The sequence below is a fragment of the Pseudarthrobacter siccitolerans genome (genome assembly GCF_001046895.1).
Taxonomy (GTDB): Bacteria; Actinomycetota; Actinomycetes; order Actinomycetales; family Micrococcaceae; genus Arthrobacter; species Arthrobacter siccitolerans.
On the sequence record NZ_CAQI01000048.1, the window covers coordinates 136,483 to 152,624 of the forward strand.

The 16,142-nt window shown below is 66.3% G+C and carries 17 protein-coding genes; 9 read left to right on the forward strand and 8 right to left on the reverse strand.

Going from position 1 to position 16,142, the window contains the following annotated elements; all coding sequences use genetic code 11:
* Window positions 1-49: 49 nt before the first annotated feature.
* Window positions 50-394 (reverse strand): iron chaperone, encoded by a 345-nt coding sequence (locus tag ARTSIC4J27_RS15635; protein ID WP_050056122.1) that lies wholly within the window; start codon window positions 392-394, stop codon window positions 50-52.
* A 130-nt stretch (window positions 395-524) separates the two neighbouring features.
* Between ARTSIC4J27_RS15635 and ARTSIC4J27_RS15640 the strand changes: the two genes are divergently transcribed.
* Window positions 525-926, forward strand: coding sequence for a DUF1801 domain-containing protein (locus ARTSIC4J27_RS15640; RefSeq protein WP_050056123.1), 402 nt, complete (start codon window positions 525-527; stop codon window positions 924-926).
* Window positions 927-1,117: 191 nt separating this feature from the next.
* Here ARTSIC4J27_RS15640 and ARTSIC4J27_RS15645 read toward each other — a convergent pair whose 3' ends face one another.
* Window positions 1,118-2,689, reverse strand: a complete 1,572-nt coding sequence (locus ARTSIC4J27_RS15645) for an HNH endonuclease signature motif containing protein (protein WP_050056124.1) — start codon at window positions 2,687-2,689, stop codon at window positions 1,118-1,120.
* Window positions 2,690-2,799: 110 nt separating this feature from the next.
* Window positions 2,800-3,663: a hypothetical protein gene (locus ARTSIC4J27_RS15650; protein WP_050056125.1), complete on the reverse strand. Its 864-nt coding sequence runs from the start codon at window positions 3,661-3,663 to the stop codon at window positions 2,800-2,802.
* A gap of 165 nt (window positions 3,664-3,828) precedes the next feature.
* Between ARTSIC4J27_RS15650 and ARTSIC4J27_RS15655 the strand changes: the two genes are divergently transcribed.
* On the forward strand, window positions 3,829-5,163 hold the full coding sequence (locus tag ARTSIC4J27_RS15655) for an amidohydrolase family protein (RefSeq protein ID WP_050056126.1): 1,335 nt from the start codon (window positions 3,829-3,831) through the stop codon (window positions 5,161-5,163).
* A 57-nt stretch (window positions 5,164-5,220) separates the two neighbouring features.
* Here the strand turns inward: ARTSIC4J27_RS15655 and ARTSIC4J27_RS15660 are convergent, their stop codons facing one another.
* Complete coding sequence (locus ARTSIC4J27_RS15660) at window positions 5,221-5,742, reverse strand: GNAT family N-acetyltransferase (protein ID WP_050056127.1); 522 nt, start codon at window positions 5,740-5,742, stop codon at window positions 5,221-5,223.
* Window positions 5,743-5,944: 202 nt separating this feature from the next.
* On the opposite strand from ARTSIC4J27_RS15660, the gene ARTSIC4J27_RS15665 reads away from it, so the two are divergent.
* Together ARTSIC4J27_RS15665 and ARTSIC4J27_RS15670 are read left to right on the forward strand one after the other, a co-directional pair.
* Window positions 5,945-6,322, forward strand: a complete 378-nt coding sequence (locus ARTSIC4J27_RS15665; protein WP_152683898.1) for a MarR family transcriptional regulator — start codon at window positions 5,945-5,947, stop codon at window positions 6,320-6,322.
* On the forward strand, window positions 6,319-7,578 hold the full coding sequence (locus ARTSIC4J27_RS15670) for an MFS transporter (RefSeq protein WP_050056128.1): 1,260 nt from the start codon (window positions 6,319-6,321) through the stop codon (window positions 7,576-7,578). The genes ARTSIC4J27_RS15665 and ARTSIC4J27_RS15670 overlap by 4 nt, the downstream gene beginning before the upstream one ends.
* A gap of 18 nt (window positions 7,579-7,596) precedes the next feature.
* Here ARTSIC4J27_RS15670 and ARTSIC4J27_RS15675 read toward each other — a convergent pair whose 3' ends face one another.
* The 4 genes from ARTSIC4J27_RS15675 to ARTSIC4J27_RS15690 all read right to left on the reverse strand — a co-directional run bounded on the left by ARTSIC4J27_RS15675 (window position 7,597) and on the right by ARTSIC4J27_RS15690 (window position 11,028).
* Entirely contained in the window at window positions 7,597-8,064 is a 468-nt protein-coding gene (locus ARTSIC4J27_RS15675) for an SRPBCC family protein (protein ID WP_050056129.1), read from the reverse strand.
* Window positions 8,065-8,106: 42 nt separating this feature from the next.
* Window positions 8,107-9,036 carry a 2-hydroxyacid dehydrogenase gene (locus ARTSIC4J27_RS15680; RefSeq protein ID WP_050056130.1) on the reverse strand — a complete coding sequence of 310 codons (930 nt, stop codon included), beginning with the start codon at window positions 9,034-9,036 and terminating at the stop codon, window positions 8,107-8,109.
* Complete coding sequence (locus ARTSIC4J27_RS15685; protein WP_050056176.1) at window positions 9,033-9,815, reverse strand: DeoR/GlpR family DNA-binding transcription regulator; 783 nt, start codon at window positions 9,813-9,815, stop codon at window positions 9,033-9,035. The genes ARTSIC4J27_RS15680 and ARTSIC4J27_RS15685 overlap by 4 nt, the downstream gene beginning before the upstream one ends.
* A gap of 70 nt (window positions 9,816-9,885) precedes the next feature.
* Window positions 9,886-11,028, reverse strand: coding sequence for a Gfo/Idh/MocA family protein (locus ARTSIC4J27_RS15690; RefSeq protein ID WP_050056131.1), 1,143 nt, complete (start codon window positions 11,026-11,028; stop codon window positions 9,886-9,888).
* A 135-nt stretch (window positions 11,029-11,163) separates the two neighbouring features.
* Between ARTSIC4J27_RS15690 and ARTSIC4J27_RS15695 the strand changes: the two genes are divergently transcribed.
* From ARTSIC4J27_RS15695 to ARTSIC4J27_RS15715, 5 genes are all read left to right on the forward strand, one after another.
* Window positions 11,164-12,078: a PfkB family carbohydrate kinase gene (locus ARTSIC4J27_RS15695; protein WP_050056132.1), complete on the forward strand. Its 915-nt coding sequence runs from the start codon at window positions 11,164-11,166 to the stop codon at window positions 12,076-12,078.
* A 12-nt stretch (window positions 12,079-12,090) separates the two neighbouring features.
* Complete coding sequence (locus tag ARTSIC4J27_RS15700; protein ID WP_050056133.1) at window positions 12,091-12,975, forward strand: aldolase; 885 nt, start codon at window positions 12,091-12,093, stop codon at window positions 12,973-12,975.
* 91 nt (window positions 12,976-13,066) lie between these two features.
* The gene (locus ARTSIC4J27_RS15705) at window positions 13,067-14,353 is read left to right on the forward strand and encodes an ABC transporter substrate-binding protein (RefSeq protein ID WP_050056134.1); all 1,287 of its coding nucleotides are present in this window, start codon (window positions 13,067-13,069) and stop codon (window positions 14,351-14,353) included.
* Complete coding sequence (locus tag ARTSIC4J27_RS15710; protein WP_050056135.1) at window positions 14,350-15,309, forward strand: carbohydrate ABC transporter permease; 960 nt, start codon at window positions 14,350-14,352, stop codon at window positions 15,307-15,309. Before ARTSIC4J27_RS15705 ends, ARTSIC4J27_RS15710 begins: the two co-directional genes overlap by 4 nt.
* Before the next feature lie 4 nt (window positions 15,310-15,313).
* A complete protein-coding gene (locus ARTSIC4J27_RS15715) occupies window positions 15,314-16,129 on the forward strand; it encodes a carbohydrate ABC transporter permease (RefSeq protein WP_050056136.1) in 816 nt (271 codons plus the stop codon).
* The last annotated feature ends 13 nt before the right edge of the window (window positions 16,130-16,142 follow it).

Here is a 16,142-nt window from a genome sequence, read left to right on the forward strand (position 1 = left end):
CGCAATGAGCAGCCGGCGAGGAAAACCCAGGATCAGGTCAGTCCCTGGCTTACTTCCGGATCTCCGCCATCCGCAGCCGGACCATCTCCTCCACCACGTCATCGGGAACGGGCTGGTCCGGGGTGAACCGGACAGTGCCTTTGGAGAGCGAATAGCCGACGAGTTTGGGGGCCACGGCGTCCACCACAGCGGGCGAGAACGGGAAGATGGAGAGGTGCTTGGCCGCCGCCACCACTCCGATCAACGGTTTGCCATCCAGCTTCAACGCGGGCATGCCGTAGCTCATTCCTTCGACGGCCTCAGGCGCGAGGCCGCGCGCAAGCCCAACGATGTGCTCCAGGCACTCGCGGTCAGGCTCGGACATTGCGGCGAGGGATTCGTCAACGGCACCCATGCGGTCATCTTAGCCCTGCAGAGTCGCACGACGGCGGGACACAGCTTCCAGCGCCGGCCACCCCTTCCCCTTGCAGTAAGAACGGTGAACCATGGGCCGTGAGGCCGCCGACGTTTGAAGGACTGCATCAATGAGCTATGAGAAGGACCCCCGCGTTGACCAATACATCGATCCCCTTCCGCCATGGCAGCAGGCCATTTGCCGGCAGGTGCGGGACCTGGTCCACGCGGCCGATCCCGCCGTCGAGGAAACCATCAAACGCACTGTCCAGCCCTACTTCGTCCTGCAGGGCAACATCTGTGCCCTGCTGGCGGCAAAGGACCACGTCAACATCTTCCTTTACGACGGCGGACTCACCCCGGACCCGAACCACATCATCACCGGCGGCCACGGGAACAAAACGGGCCGGATGATTTCCTACTATGAGGGCGACCCCATCCAGGAAGAAGCCCTGCTCGAGATGTTCCGGGCGATCATCAAGGTCAACCGAGCCGGAGGCTGGCGGAAGGCCAAGGCGGGTTCCGGCGATTGAGCCCGGCGCTCCGTCCGCCGGTGGTTGAGCTCGTCGAAACCCGATCGTTGAGCACATTGGAACCCAGTGGTTGAGCCCGCCGTAGTCAGGCGCGGGTTGGTCCAGCCGCCAGCGCCAAGGCAGCCGCGGGTTGAGCATGTCTGACCGCGGGAGGTTAGGGGGCGGCTGGGGGCGCGAAACCCGGCGACGAGTCAGGCGGGTGGGGCGTGCAGGAACCACTCGAGTGCTTGTTCTCCTGGGGAGAGCCCAAGGTAGATAAAGTCCGGCGGATCACCCGAGGCTTCGTGTAGTTGTTGGGGCCAGTGTGGTGGTTCCCAGTCGTGGTGTTCGGCTTTGTAGTGCCGGCCGGTGGGTGAGGTCCAGCCGGGTGGTTCGTTCCGTGTTGCCGGTGTTGGTGTCCAACTGGTGGCATGTTTGAGGCGGTGGTGTTTTGGGCAGAGTTGGGCCAGGTTGCTGATCCCGGTGTTGCCGCCGTGCTGCCAGGCTTGAAGGTGGTCTGCTTCGTTGTCAAGGGAGGGGTTGTTGCAGCCGGGGAAGGTGCATTTTCCGTCCCGGAGTTGCAGTGCTTTTTTCATTGCTTTGGTGAGCCGGTAGCTGGTGCGGCCGATTTCCAGCGGCGCGCCGTCCCTGGGGTCCACCAGTACCCGGTAGAACGAAGTGGCGCCGCCTTCGACGAGTTTGCGGGCCATGGACGCGGGGATCGGGCCGTAGCCATCCAGTATTGCTGGCTCATCGGTCGTGCCCATCAGGGAGAGGGCCGGCACGGTGACGAGGACATCCGCTCTGGGTGCCGGGACGTTGCCTAAGGCGGCACCCGCGTAGGTTTCACCCGGCTTGCCTGCAGCCGCGCCGCTTTGTCCCAGGCTGCTTTGTCCTGTGCCGGCCTGTCCCGCGCTGCTTTGTCCTGTGCTGCTTTGTTCTGTGCTGGTTTCAGGGCTGGCGTGAAGTGCCGTTCCGGCGCCGAGCAGGAGGCTGGCGGCGATGTCGGGGCGGAGTTGTGTCATGGTTCGGGGTTCGTCCGGGCCTTGGAGGCCGCGGGCGAGGGCGGTGGTGCGGTTCCAGATCGCTGAGGCCTGGTCCGCGGGAACGTAGAGGGAAACCCGGGCCATGCCGTCGCGGTCCGGGGTGTATTCCATCCGCCGGTCCGCGGCGCATTTGGCGTGGCGCTTCTCCAGGCTCTCCGGGTGGTGGCGTTCCCGCCAGGTCCTGGCCTTGGCACGGAACCTGTACGCGGGTATCTCCCCGATCGGGGCGGCCGTAGGCGGCCTGGGCACCTCCGGGTCCAGGAACTGCGCCTCCAGTGCCGCCGCACCGGCGGGGTCAAGGCCGGCGGTTTCCTCCACCATGACCAGGGCGTGCGGCCAGCTGATCGTCCCGGCCTGCAACGCCGAGAACGTCAGCGGCAACTCGTTGGCCACGGTGTGGGACGCGGCCAGGAACGCACCCGCTGCCCGGGGACCGAGGGCCAGGAGGGCGCCGATTTCCGCCGCGACAGCCATCTCCAGCGCCTGCACCGGCATGTCCGGCCCGGCGATGGCCTGGGCAGTGTCCGCGTACGTCACAGCAGCCCGGGCCTTCACAGCGGCGAACCCGGCCTCAGCGGTGCGCGCCCCGGCAAGGATGTCCAGGCACCCATCACCCAGGCCGGCCAACGGATCAGCAGCCGAGAACGGCTCCAACCCACAGCCCTCCGCCTCGGCATTGAGCACGGCAAGGGCAGCATTGATGTCCTCAAACGCCTTCATCACCGCCGCTTTCCCCATAACCCCATCATCACAGGGGGTCTGACAATTCCCTCGGCACCGTGAAGCCAGAGGGAGCCAAAGCGAAAAGCCAGGTCGCGCAAGGCTACATTGGTCCCTGCCCCGTGACCCTACTCCCGCACCCAGCCGACCTTCCCCAACCACGCGCGCAGGATCGGCAGGACCACCGAACTGTGCATCGCGCTGAGGTGGTCCAACCCGGGCAGGACCTGCACATCCCAGCCGGCGGCGGCCAGCGAGTCGCGGTGCCTGGCAAGTGGCTCACCGATACTGACGCGGACGCCGCCCCACTGCCCGCTGTAGTCGATCTGGTCGTTGGCCCCGGCAAACGCGAGGCGGGACAGGCCTGCCGGGACTGGAGCACCGACGTCGTCGAAATCCTGCAGCGCCTCATAGAGGGTGACGAACTGGCGGGTCTGGGCCTCAGTGGTCTGCACTGTCACTGAGTCCCAGTCCCCTGGCTCCGCGTCGGCAAGCGGAACGGCAGACGGATCAGGTGCCTGGGTGGACGCGGCATGCGCGGCCCGCGTCACCGCCAGCATGCTCCGGTAGGGACCATCCCACGGCGGGAAGCCACCCATGGCGAGCGCCCCCAGGCGGTCCGTGCGGAGGGCCAGCTGAAGCCCGGCGAGCGCGAGCCAGGAGTAACCGTAGTAGCCAAAATCGTGAGCACCGCCGGCATCAGCGATCGCGAGCAGGTCCACGGCAAGGTTGTCCGGCGTGAGGGTCTCCGCTGCGGGGTGGGCCATCCGATGCCCCTCGTAGTCCGCCACAATCAGCCGGTTCGATCCGGAAAGCCCGTCAACCAGGGCCGGCCCCAGGTCCGGGTCCCCGCCCCACTTCCGCATGGTCTCCGCCTGCTCCGGCGGATACGGTTCAAGCCGGACAGGCAGCAGCAGGGCGGGGCCAGCACCGTGGACGGCGACCCGGATGACAGACCCGTCATGGAGGACAGCGTCAGCAGTTGCAGCCATAACCAACCCCTTTCCCTGGACTTTGCAAACAGTTTCAGAATGGCATCGAAAACCGGCCATGTCCTGGCCGGGATCCCAGAAGGGCCATTCAGTTCGGGCGGGTACGCGCGTAGCATCGTCGGAGCCCGCGTCCGGATCGGGCGATCCCACAGCAAGGAGACAATGATGTGCCTTCATGACCACACCTCCGCCCCCACACCCCACACCAAGCTTCCCCGGCGCGGAATCCTCGCCGGCGCCGCAGCCCTCGCCGGAATCTCCGTTGCCTCCGTCGCCGCACAGCTCGGCGGCGCCCCCGCCGCACACGCCACGGGCAAACCCTCCGGCCCCAGCTACCCCGGCAACCCCATCGCCCATCCCCCGCTGATCATCGAAGGCGGCACCATCGTCGACCCCGAGACCGGAGACGCAGTCGAAGACGGTGTGCTGGTGCTCGACGGCGGCAAAGTCACCGCTGTGGGCACGCGCGACGAGACGCGAAAGGCGGTGGCCGCCGTCGCCGGCCGTGCGCAGGTCCTGAACGCCGCAGGCCGCTGGGTGCTGCCCGGCCTGGTGGACGTGCACGTGCATGCGAACGCACTTGCCGACGCCCGCGCCATCCTGCAGGGCGGGGCCACCAGCGTCCGCAGCGGCTCGAGCAGTTTCTACCAGGACGTGGCACTCGCAGCCCTCCCGGAGTGGGCGCCCGGGGTCTCACCGCGGATGACGCCGGCCGGCCTGTTTATCTCCCCGGACCTGGGCGACTCGCTCCTGGCGGATCCCGATCTTGCACCGCTCGCCACTCTCCCGGGCGGCGTCAAGGAACCCTCGGACCTGGCCTACCTCACGCGCGTGAACCTGCAGCGTGGAGCCAAGGTCATCAAGACCCGCGCCAACCCCCGCGCCGGGCTGCCCGAGCAGGATCCGCGCGAGCTGGTCTACAACCAGGAGCAGCTGTCCGCCGTGGTCAAAGCCGCCAAGGGGGCCGGCGTCCTGTGCCACGCCTACAGCGCGGAAGGGATCGACGGCGCAGTCCGGGCCGGGGTGCAGAGCATCGAACACGGCGTTTTTGTCACGGAAAGCACCATCACGGAGATGGCACGGCGCGGAACCTACTTCACGCCCACCATGGACGCCATCACCAGCATGGCAACATCGACGAACCCCATCCTGGCCGCGCGCGGCAAGGAGTACACACCCATCCTGCAGGCCGCGGTGCGGGCCGCGAAGGAGGCGGGCGTGACCATCGTGGCAGGCACCGACTCGTTCGGCACGGACGTCACACCCATCGGCACGGAAGCGCGCCTGCTCGCCGAAGCCGGCCTGTCGCCGCTCGAGGCGCTGCAGTCCGCCACCGTGCATGCCGCCCGCCTGCTCGGGCAGGACGACGTCGGGCGGCTGGTCCGCGGGTCCCTCGCCGACGTGGTGGTGGTCGACGCCGATCCGCTGGCAGATGCATCCGCCCTCGAGAAGGTGCGCGTTGTAGTGGCGCAGGGCGCCCTGGTGCGGAACGGGCTCTAGCTCACGTTGGGCGGCCGGGCGGGCGGGCAGCCGGCCAGCGCCCGCGACAACCAGGGATCAGTTACTGCGCAACTGGTCCACCAGCCGCCCGCCCCGGACCATCCGCATTTCCGGCAGGGCTTCCCACTCGGGCGGGAGCAGGCCGCGCTTGCCGTCCGGCTGGAAGCCATGCCTGCGGTAGAAAGCCTGTGCCCTGAGGTTGTCCTCCAGCACCCACAGGTACGCCGGCGACTCCCCGATCGCGGCACCCACCAGGGCCGAGCCCAGGCCGATGCCCTGTGCCCGTGCCCGGATGTAGATGGAATATAACTCCAGCGGAACGGGACCGTCCTCGTCCCGTCCGGGGCCGGCGTCGGCAAATCCCACCACGTCATTGTTGGCGTCCACGGCGATCACGCGCGGGTCCTCCACGTCCAGGTGATTCCGACGGCGGGCCACCCGTTCCGGAATCGCCTTCCGGCGGGCGGCGAAAAAGGCCGGGGACAGCAGGTGTGGATAGCACTCCTCGTGCGCCAGCGTATGCATCAGCACGATTGCTTCGGCATCGTCAGGAGTGGCCTGGCGAAGTACGTAGTCCATGCCCCAGCGTAACCAGTGACGCACATCAACCCCTTCAACCCTTGCCCCCGGCGAAGTGCAGCAGCATACTTATTAGCAGGACTAATTAGCATTGCTAAGCATTTTCGGGAGGCGCAAAGCCACAGTGACCAGCACCGCGAACGTCAAAACCAAAGAACCGATCACCGCCGATAACCTCGCCATCGAGCTCCGCACCGCCGTGATGCGCACATCCCGCAGGCTCCGCGTTGAAGCGACCGGTGATGTCATCACGCCGGGCCAGTACACAGTGCTGGCCCAACTCCACGGAAGCGGCGCCGCCACGCTGCGCGAACTCGCGGAGCGGGAGCACGTGCAGGCCCCGTCGATGACCCGCATCGTCAATGCCCTCGCCGACCAGGGCTTTGTGTCCAGGGCGGCCAATCCCGACGACGGCCGCCAGGTCCGCGTGGACATCACCGACGCGGGCCGCGCCGTCCTGGCCGAAGCCCGGAACCAGCGCACCGCCTGGCTGGCACAGCGAGTCGCGGGACTCAGCGAGGAGGACAGGCTGGTCCTGAGCCGCGCAGCCCACATCATGCAGGAGATGAGCGGCAAATGAGCGCCATGTTCCGGGCTTTGGAAAACCGCAACTACCGCATTTGGGCCGGCGGGGCCATCGTGTCCAACATCGGCACATGGATGCAGCGGGTGGCGCAGGACTGGCTGGTGCTGACCGTCCTCACCAACCATTCCGGCGCCGCCCTGGGCATCACCACCGGCCTGCAGTTCCTGCCCATGCTGCTGCTGGGCCCGTACGGCGGAGTGCTGGCGGACCGTTACCGCAAGCGCGTCATCCTGCTGTGGACGCAGGTGGCCATGGGCATCACGGGGCTGGTGCTGGGACTCCTGGTGGTCACAGGCACGGCCCAGCTCTGGCACGCCTACCTGGCCGCGCTCTGCCTTGGAATCGCCGGTGCCATCGACGCGCCGGCGCGCCAGGCATTCGTCTCCGAGCTCGTGGGACAGGACAACATCTCCAACGCGGTGGCACTGAACTCCGCGTCCTTCAACACCGCACGGCTCACCGGCCCGGCCATCGCCGGCGTGCTGATCGCCTGGGTAGGCACCGGACCGGTGTTCCTTCTCAACGCTGCCAGCTTTGCCGCCGTGATCATTTCGCTGTTCCGGATCCGGACTTCGGAACTGGTCCCTGCCGTCCGGCCGTCCCGCAGCAAACACCAGGTGGCCGAAGGCGTACGCTACGTCCGCCAGAGGCCGGATTTGGTGCTGATCCTCTTTATGGTGGGCATCCTGGGCGCCTTCGGCATGAACTTCCCCATCACCAACGCCCTGATGACAACCACCGAGTTTGGGGTGGGGCCGGGCGAATTCGGGCTCCTCGGCTCCATCATGGCGGTGGGCACACTGGCCGGAGCACTGCTCGCGGCCCGCAGGGCCGGCCCGCGGCTGCGGTATCTCCTGGGCGGGGCCCTGGGCCTGGGTGCCTTCACGCTCCTGGGCAGCGTATCGCCGTCGTTCTGGCTCTATGCGGCCGTCCTGATCCCCGTGGGCCTGGCGTCCATCACGTTCCTGAACAGCTGCAACACCACTATCCAGCTTTCGGTGGAACCGCAGTTCCGCGGACGGGTGCTGGCCCTTTACCTGGCAATCCTGCAAGGCGGAACTGCCGTAGGCGCACCCTTGATGGGATGGATCGGTTCCGAGTTCGGTGCGCGCTGGTCTGTTGCCGCCGGCGGTGCCGTGGTCCTGGCCACCGCGCTGTTCGCCATCATCGTGGTGAGCCGCCGGAACAGCCTGAGCCTCCGGGACAACCTGCGGATAGTGTTCCGCAGGAGGCGCGAGCCGGCCCTGTAACGGGCCGGCCGCCGAAAGTCAGCCCTTCCTGGCCGCGACTGCCTCGGACAATGATTTCAGGCCGCGTTCGAAGTCCGACCCCACCAGCTTGTCCATGTTCATAAAGAGCGCGAACAGCTTGGCCGCGCCCTTGTTTTCCCCGGTCATCACCCAGCTGACCTCGGTGCCGCCCGGTGCGGGGGTGAACGTGAAGGCGGTGGGGTTCAGGGCCTTGAACGGCTTGGTGAACTGCAGCCGGACCTTGATTTCACGGGACGGCACGGATTCGACGATCTCCATGGTTCCGCTGCCCGCTTTGCGGTTGCCGCTCCACTCATAGCCCGCGCCCACACCTGATTCGCTGCCGAAGTAGCGCCGGCTCATACCCGGATCCACGGCCTCCCACGGGGACCATTTCGTCCACTCGTGGAAGCTGTTGACCAGCGGAAAGATGTCTTCGGCAGGGGCAGGAATGACCGCGCTGCGGCGGACTTCATAGGTGGACATGGCCCTAAGCATAGGAGCCGCGCCAGGTTCTGAGTAGACCGCCTAGTCCGGCGCGCCGCCCAGCACCACGTTCACCGGCTCCTTGCCCGCCAGCATCAGTCCGATCTGCTGCTTGACCAGGCGGACCATGCGCGGGAACATCGCCGAACTCGCCCCGCCCACATGCGGTGTAATCAGCACGCCGGGCGTGGTCCACAGCGGATGATCAGCCGGCAACGGCTCCGGGTCTGTCACATCCAGGGCTGCCCTTAGCCGGCCGGACGACGTCTCCGCCAGGAGCGCATTGGTGTCCGCCACCGGTCCGCGTGCCACGTTCACCAGCAGAGCGCCGTCCGGCATTGCCGCCAGGAACTTCGCGTCCACCAGCTGCCGGGTCTGCTCACTCAAGGGCACGCTCACCACCACAATCTCGTGCAGCGGCAGCTGTTCATACAGCGAGTCAATCCCAAAAATCTTTCCGCCGGTGTCCTCGCGTTCGCGGCTGGCCATCCGGGTCACTTCGGTTTCGAACGGCAGCAGCCGGGCCTCGATGGCCTTTCCCACTCCCCCGTAACCCACCAGCAGCACCCGCCGGTCGGCAAGGCTGGGCCGTTGGCTGTTGTCCCAGGTCCCGGTGGCCTGGTTCCGGGCAAAATCGGCCATGCCTCGCTGGTTGGCGATCATCATGCCCAAGGCGAGTTCCGCCGTCGACGTCTCATGCACCCCCGCCGCGTTGGCGAAAACGCACCCTTCGGGCAGCACGTCCGCTACGCCGTCGTACCCGATCGACTGGCTTTGGACCAGCCCAACGTCCACGCCCTCCAAAGCCGCCAGCGCACCGGGCTTGCCCATGTAGGGCGGCACCAGCAGGTCAATCCGGCCTTCCGGAGCAGGGCCCGTGAGGTCCCACCGGAGAAGTTCGACGCCGGCACTCCCCTGGAGCGCATCCAGAAGTTTCTGATCGGGCAGGGCCACCCGCAGCGGCGCGCTCACGCGGCAACCACGAGTTTCACGTTGGCTGCGCCGAGTGCGTCCTCGATCTCCGGCGGCGGTGGTGCGTCGGTCACCAGCACGTCCGCGGCGTCGAATGCGGCCAGCCGGGCCAGTGCGTACCGGAGCATCTTCTGGTGCGTGGCCACTACGACCACCTGTTCCGCAGAGTTCATGAGGGCGATCTTAGTGGCGCGCTCCACGTCCCGCTCAATGTAAAACGCCTCGTCGTGGATCCCGCTGACGCCGATAAAGGCCGTTTTGGCACGAAGGCCGGCGGCGGCGCTGACCGTCATGGGGCCGTTGAACGCCTGGCTGTCCAGGAGCAGTTCACCGCCCAGGCAGATGGTTCGCGCCGCCGTCAGCTGCAGGCACCGCTGGATGGCGGGCGCCGAGTGCGTGATGATGGTGCCCGTGAAGGAAGCGGGGAGCTCCTGCGCGATCTGGTACGTGGTGGTGCCGGCATCCAGGATGATGGCGTCCCGCTCCCCGATCATTGCAACGCAGGCCAGTGCCACCCGCTGCTTGGCGTCCGCATCCTCCCGGACCCGGGCCGCGAAGTCGGCGTTCTGGCCGCCGGTGTGGAGGGCGCTGACGCCGCCGTGGACCACCCGGACCAGGCCAAGCTTGGACAGCACCCGGGTGTCCCGGCGCACCGTCATGTCAGAAACAGCAAACGTCTCGGCCAGGTCGGTAGTGGAAATGAAGCCCCGCCGGCCCAGCTCGTCCAAAATAGTGCGCTGGCGGGGCGTCAGCGGGCCCTCTTCACGTGCGGTGCTCATTTCCCCTTCTTCCTGCTCCACGTGCCGGAAATCGGCCCGGCGCAATGTTGCTATTCCAACACCAATCTACTTACTGACCTACTCGGGCACCGGCATTCGCAAGCTCCACGGGGCGCCCCTCCACAATTGAACGCTCTGCGGCCAGGCCCATCCGGACCGACTGGAGGCCGTCGGCAACCGTAACGTCCACCGGTCCTTCACCCAGGATGGCCTTCCGGTAACCAAGGTGCTCATAGTAGGTGGAACCATGGTGCGCGCCCGCTGCCAGGACCGCCTCATCCACCGGAACCTCGTGCTTTTCCGGGCCCAGCGGCGAGCGCGGGCTGAACTCCACCGTGGCTTCGGCTTCATCTCCGGGAATCCAGTGGTTTGCCGCCACCGGGATGAGGGTCTCGATCTTGGCTGCATCACCCACGATGGAGATCCGCTCCTGGAACTTGGATCCCTCGGCGAACATGGACAGCTCCAGCATGGCCCGCCGGCCGCCCTTGAAGTCCACAATCACGTAGGCGTTGTCGATCATGTCCGGGACCCGGCCCTCGTAGACCTCATCCATGTGGTTCACGTCGTGGGCCCCGCTGGCATAGACGCGCACGGGCTCGTCCTGCAGGATCAGCCGCATCAGGTCGAAGAAGTGGCAGCACTTCTCAACGAGGGTGCCGCCGGTCCGCTTCGCGAACCGGTTCCAGGAGTCCACCTTATGAAGGAACGGAAACCGGTGCTCCACGATGGAGAGCATGTAGATATTGCCGAGCTTACCGCTGTGCGCGGCCTGGATGACTTCCTGCACCGGCGGCATGTAGCGGTATTCCATTGCCACCCACACCGGGGCCGGGTAGCCGGCGGCCAGCACCTCGAGTTCATCTGCCTGCTCGGCGGTGGTGCATACGGGTTTCTCCACCAACACCGGGAGGTTGGTGCCGCTGGCGAAGATGTCCTTCAGGATGCCCAGGTGGGTGTCGTTGGGGCTGGCGATGACCAGCGCGTCCACCAGGCCGGAGGCGAGCAAGTCCTGGTGGGAGGAAAAAGCCTGCACCTCGTAGCCGATCTCCGCAGCGGTTTCCGCCAGGGAGGACGGCTGCGGATCGGAGACTGCAGTGATCCGGCTTCCGGGGATCAGGGCAAGGTTCCGGACGTGTTCGCGGGCCATGTGGCCGGCCCCGATAAGGCCGTAACGAATTGTCCGGACCGGTTCCGCAGAAGGCAATGACATGAGCTGCTCCGTTTCTCTACGTTGAGGGGGACCGCGGCGTTGCATCCCAAACACAACTATACAGAAAGTGTTGTTTTTCCAACATAGCGTGTGTATATTTCTTCAATACCAGCCGAAACTACAACGAGGTGGAACGTGCCCCAACCGTCAACCGGAACCCTGCTCTTCGTAGGCTGCGCCACCCTTGACTCCATCGCCCTGGTCCAGGATTACCCCGCCGAGGACAGCCGTACCGTGGCGTCAGACTTCGCGACGGCGGGCGGCGGCCCGGCTGCCACCGCAGCCGTTGCGGCAGCGAGGGCCGGTGCCAGCACAGCCTTCGCCGGTGTCCTCGGAACGGACGAGGAAGGCGAACGCATTATCCTGGGCCTGCAGGCGGAAGGCGTGGACACCTCCGCCGTGATCCGTGATTCGTCCGTCAAGACCGGCGCCAGCGTCATCGTGGTCAGCCAGGCCACCGAAAGCCGCGCCATCGTCACCCGCCCCGTGCCGCCGGTCAGTTTCCCCGCCGGCAGCCGCTTCCACGAATTGCTCGCATCCGCAGCCTGGGTCCACGTGGACCACCTGGGCTGGAACGCTGTCGCTTCCGCGCCTGGATTCACCCCGGGCCGGCTGAACATCAGCGTGGACGCCGGCAACCCCATCCCGTCCTTCAGTCCGCAGGACGTGGCCCTCTACGTCCCCACCATCGAGCGGCTCCGTGCAGACTACGGCGGGGACCACTCCGCCGGGGACCTGCTCCGGAAAGCTATCGACGACGGCGCCTCCGCCGTCGTCGCCACCGCCGGCTCTGACGGTGCGTGGGTCCTTGAACGGGACCGCGAACTTGTCCACGTTCCGGCCACGCCGGCCACTATCGTGTCCACCCTGGGCGCCGGCGATGTGTACCACGGCGCTCTGCTCGCCGCCGTCGCCGCCGGCCTCCCGTTGGTCGAAGCCGCCGCTTTCGCGGGCCGCACCGCCTCCGCATCCTGCGCAGGCCTCGACGGCCGGTCCGCCATCCCCCGCCAAACCATCAAACCCGTCCTAGCCTCCAACCTGCCTAGCTGAAAGAAGCAGCACATGACCGCCACAGACCTTTCCCCATTGCAACGCCCGTCCGGCGCCTTCGCAATGCTCGCCGTGGACCAGCGCGAGGCGATGCGCAACATGATCGCCGAACACCAGGAAGCCCCCGTCACGGACCAGGACCTGCAGGACTTCAAGCTGCAGGCCGCCAGAATCCTCACGCCCTACGCCTCAGGCGTCCTGATCGACCGCCAGTTCGCGCTGGATCAGGCCATCGCAGACAACGTGGTGGACCCCGGCTGCGGACTCATCGCCTCCGCTGACCACTTCGAACCGGCGCACGGCGAACTGGTGGGCGAGGTAACCATCGACCGCCTGGTGGACCCGCACAAATACAAGGCCCTCGGAGTGAAGGCCCTCAAGCTCCTGGTGCTGTACCGCCCGGACGAGCCCGCAGACGGCCGCGTGGCCATGGTCCGCGAATTTGTGGACAGCTGCCGGTCCGCCGGACTCATCAGCATCATCGAACCGGTCTCGCGTAAACCCCTGGCCGGCGGTGACTTCGACTGGAACGCCGGCATCCTCGCCGCTGCCAAGGAACTCGGAAGCCTGGGCGCCGACCTCTACAAGGCCGAGGTCCCCTTCCACGGCAAGGCACCCGAAACCGATGTCAGGGCAGCCTGCGCCGAACTGACCAACGCCATTGACGGCCCCTGGGTGGTCCTGTCCTCAGGCGTCCCCGAGGACGTCTTCCCTGACGCCGTCCGGTGGGCCTGCCTGGAAGGCGCCAGCGGCTTCCTCTCCGGACGCGCCGTCTGGGCGTCCTGCATCGGTGCGCCCGACGTCGTCGAATCCCTGTCCACTGACGCCGTCCGCCGGCTGCAGCGCCTCTGCGCCGTGGTTGACGACGTCGTCTCGTCGCAGAGGTCCAACGCCTAGCGCTTCGGGACCACCACAGCGTCCCGGCAGTGCCCACCCGCTTTTCCGCAGTCATGTAACAAGGCATAGCAAACTCAACGAGGAGATTATTGTGAGTCAGATTTCACGCAGGCAGGCCATGGCCATTCTCGGGGCGCTGGGCTTCGGCGCCACCGCGGCAGCATGCGCCGGACCCGGAGGATCCACTGCGCCCGGTGGCGCCACCGGACCGGCCGCGCCCGCTACCGGCAACGTCACCGGCAGGGTGTCCTTCGCGCACTGGCGCGGCGAGGACAAAGCGGTATTTGACGAACTCATCAAGCGCTTCGCGGCAATGCACGACGGCGTGGAGGTGGCCCAGGACATCTCCACCTCCAACGACTACAACGCCCAGGGCCTGCAGAAGGTGCGGGGAGCAGCCATCGGCGACGCCTTTGCCACTTTCCGCGGTGCCCAGTTCACGAACTTCACCGAAGCCGGGATCTACACCGAACTCAAGAACAGCAAGGCTGTTTCCAACTACCAGGACGGCCTGCTGTCCGCCGGGAAGTCCGGTGAGAGCCAGCTGGGACTGCCGTACCAGGTGGTGTTCCCCATGCCGATGGCCAACGTGGACCTGTTCGACAAGGCCGGTGCCGACATCGCGCCCAAGGACTGGGACGCGTTCCTGGGCATGTGCGAAAAGCTCGCTTCCTCCGGCGTGGTTCCCATCTCCTGGCCGGGCGGTGATGTGGGAAACGGCGGCCAGCTGTTCAACTGCATGATCGCCAACAACGCACCGGTCGATGACATGTGCGCCCAGATCGAGCAGGGCAAGCTCAAGTGCACCGACGACTGGTTCATCAAGATGCTGAACCAGTACAAGCAGCTGGTCCCGTACCTGCAGCCCAACGCCACCGGCACGGCGGTGGAACCGGCGCAGAACCTGTTCTCGCAGGGCAAGGCCGCCATGCTGGCCACCGGTTCGTACCATATCGCCGCAGTCCGCGGGTTGGGCGCCACCTTCCCCATCGAACTGGTGTTCCCCAACACTTCGGACGGCAACGGCAAGTATGAGGGCGCCTATAACGCCACGTTCATCCTGGGCGTCAACGCCGCCAGCAAGAACCAGGCGGCCGCCGCGGCGTGGATCGACTTCCTGTCCGAGCCGGAAAACGCCGGCTACTACGCCAACCAGACGGCCCAGCACGTGTCCGTCAAGGACGTCGAATACACCAACCCGGACCTCAAGCGCCTGAGCCCGTGGCTGGACAAGAAGACGGCCCTGGCCGCCCGGTTCCAATTCCAGAACCTGGACGTCCGCAACGCCGTGGAGGCCAGCGCGACGGCGGTCATCTCCGGCACCAGCCCGGAGCAGGCAGCCGAAGCCGCCCAGAAGATTGTTGATGAGCGGCTATGAGCATCCATCCCGGCACGGCGTCGGAGCGAAGGGCGCCGGACACACACACCGAAACCGGCGCGAAGAAGCGCCGCCGCTCCCCCACCAGGGTGAATCCGGCGCTGTACCTCTTCCCGCTTCCCGCCGTCGCCATCATCGCGTTCTTCCTGGTGATGCCCACCCTGCAGGCCTTCCAGTACGCCATCACGGACTGGAACGGCTTCTCGGCGGCCTTCAACTACGTGGGGCTGGACAACTTCATCCGGGCCTTCACCAAGGACTCGCTGTTCACGAACGCGCTGACCAACAACCTGAAGTTCGTGCTGCTGGTGGTGATCGCTCAGACGCTGTTCTCACTCATCCTGGCGCTGCTGCTGACCAAGAACTCCCGGGGCAGCATCCTGCTCCGTGCCCTGTTCTTCTTCCCCACCATCCTGTCTTCCGTGTCCGTGGCCTTCATCTGGAAGTTCATCTACGACCCCAACTTCGGCCTGGCCAACGCGGTCCTTGGCACTGTTGGCCTGGACGCACTGCAGGGCTCCTACCTCGGCAACAACGCCCAGGCCCTTTATTGGGTGGCCGTCACCCAGGTGTGGTTCCACGCCGGCCAGATGATGGTGGTGTACATCGCCGGGCTGCAGTCCATTCCCCGCGAACTCTATGAGGCAGCGGAGATGGACGGCGCCGGCAGATGGCAGCAGTTCAAATCCATCACCTGGCCGTTCGTCGCCCCCGCAACCTCCATCGTGGTTGCCTACACCACCGTCCAGTCGTTCAAGGCCTTCGACCTGATCCTTGGCATCGCCGGCAACCCGCCCAAGCAGTCCCTGGACATCCTTTCCACCCGCATCTACAGCACCTTCGCCAACTCCGAGTTCGGCTACGCCGCCGCCCAGTCGATCATCTTCATGGCGATGATCGCTCTGGTCACCTGGCTGCAGCGCCGGCTCCTCCGCCTCACCCCGAAGGGGGAATGACAGCATGCTCGCGTCAATAACCCGCCGCGGAATCCTCGCAATCTACGCGGTCATCATCATCGTTCCGCTCACCGTGGTGGGGTTCGGCAGCTTCAAGTCCACACAGGAACTCTTCGCCGGGCCGTTCAGCCTGCCGCAGTCCCTTTCCCCCGGCAACTACGCGGAAGTGATCGGCGGCCAGGACCTGGGCTCGTCCTTTATGAACAGCGTGATTGTCACCGCCGTCTCCGTGCCGGCCACCCTGTTCCTCGCAAGCCTGGCCGGCTACGCCATCTCCCGGCTCAAGGGGTTCATGTCCTGGGCCATCTTCGGTTTCCTGGTCCTGGGCATGGCCATCCCGGCGCAGGCCAACATGGTGCCGCTGTACGTCCTGTTCGGCCGGTTGGGGCTGCTGGACAACCTCACTGGCCTGATCCTGGCCAACGTGGTGTCCACCCTGCCCATCGCCGTCTTTATCCTGGGCGGGTTCATGCGGACCCTGCCCCGCGAACTGTACGAAGCATCCTCCATTGACGGAACCGGCCCGTGGCGGACCTACGTCTCGATCGCGCTGCCGCTGTCCGCTCCGTCCATCGCCGCCGCTGCAATATTCCTGTTCGTCATCCACTGGAACGAACTGCTGTATCCGCTGCTGTTCATCCAGTCCCCCGGCAACCGCACACTGCCGCTGGCACTGCTCAGCTTCCAGGGCGAGTTCCAGACCGACTACCCGCTCCTGTTCGCCGGTGTCATCCTGGCCTCCCTGCCCGTAGTGGTGGCGTACATCTTCCTGCAGCGGTACTTCGTGGCCGGCATCACGGCCGGCGCAAGCAAAGGATGAGGCGCCGGCAAGA

What these genes read in the sequence shown, in the direction of transcription:
- ARTSIC4J27_RS15665 (WP_152683898.1), top strand. Translation starts at nt 5,945, where the DNA reads ATGCGCACATCCCGCAGGCTCCGCGTTGAAGCGACCGGTGATGTCATC.
- ARTSIC4J27_RS15640 (WP_050056123.1), top strand. Translation starts at nt 525, where the DNA reads ATGAGCTATGAGAAGGACCCCCGCGTTGACCAATACATCGATCCCCTT.
- ARTSIC4J27_RS15690 (WP_050056131.1), bottom strand. Translation starts at nt 11,028, where the DNA reads ATGTCATTGCCTTCTGCGGAACCGGTCCGGACAATTCGTTACGGCCTT.
- ARTSIC4J27_RS15700 (WP_050056133.1), top strand. Translation starts at nt 12,091, where the DNA reads ATGACCGCCACAGACCTTTCCCCATTGCAACGCCCGTCCGGCGCCTTC.
- ARTSIC4J27_RS15715 (WP_050056136.1), top strand. Translation starts at nt 15,314, where the DNA reads ATGCTCGCGTCAATAACCCGCCGCGGAATCCTCGCAATCTACGCGGTC.
- ARTSIC4J27_RS15670 (WP_050056128.1), top strand. Translation starts at nt 6,319, where the DNA reads ATGAGCGCCATGTTCCGGGCTTTGGAAAACCGCAACTACCGCATTTGG.
- ARTSIC4J27_RS15635 (WP_050056122.1), bottom strand. Translation starts at nt 394, where the DNA reads ATGGGTGCCGTTGACGAATCCCTCGCCGCAATGTCCGAGCCTGACCGC.
- ARTSIC4J27_RS15650 (WP_050056125.1), bottom strand. Translation starts at nt 3,663, where the DNA reads ATGGCTGCAACTGCTGACGCTGTCCTCCATGACGGGTCTGTCATCCGG.
- ARTSIC4J27_RS15675 (WP_050056129.1), bottom strand. Translation starts at nt 8,064, where the DNA reads ATGTCCACCTATGAAGTCCGCCGCAGCGCGGTCATTCCTGCCCCTGCC.
- ARTSIC4J27_RS15710 (WP_050056135.1), top strand. Translation starts at nt 14,350, where the DNA reads ATGAGCATCCATCCCGGCACGGCGTCGGAGCGAAGGGCGCCGGACACA.
- ARTSIC4J27_RS15685 (WP_050056176.1), bottom strand. Translation starts at nt 9,815, where the DNA reads ATGAGCACCGCACGTGAAGAGGGCCCGCTGACGCCCCGCCAGCGCACT.
- ARTSIC4J27_RS15645 (WP_050056124.1), bottom strand. Translation starts at nt 2,689, where the DNA reads ATGGGGAAAGCGGCGGTGATGAAGGCGTTTGAGGACATCAATGCTGCC.
- ARTSIC4J27_RS15660 (WP_050056127.1), bottom strand. Translation starts at nt 5,742, where the DNA reads ATGGACTACGTACTTCGCCAGGCCACTCCTGACGATGCCGAAGCAATC.
- ARTSIC4J27_RS15655 (WP_050056126.1), top strand. Translation starts at nt 3,829, where the DNA reads ATGTGCCTTCATGACCACACCTCCGCCCCCACACCCCACACCAAGCTT.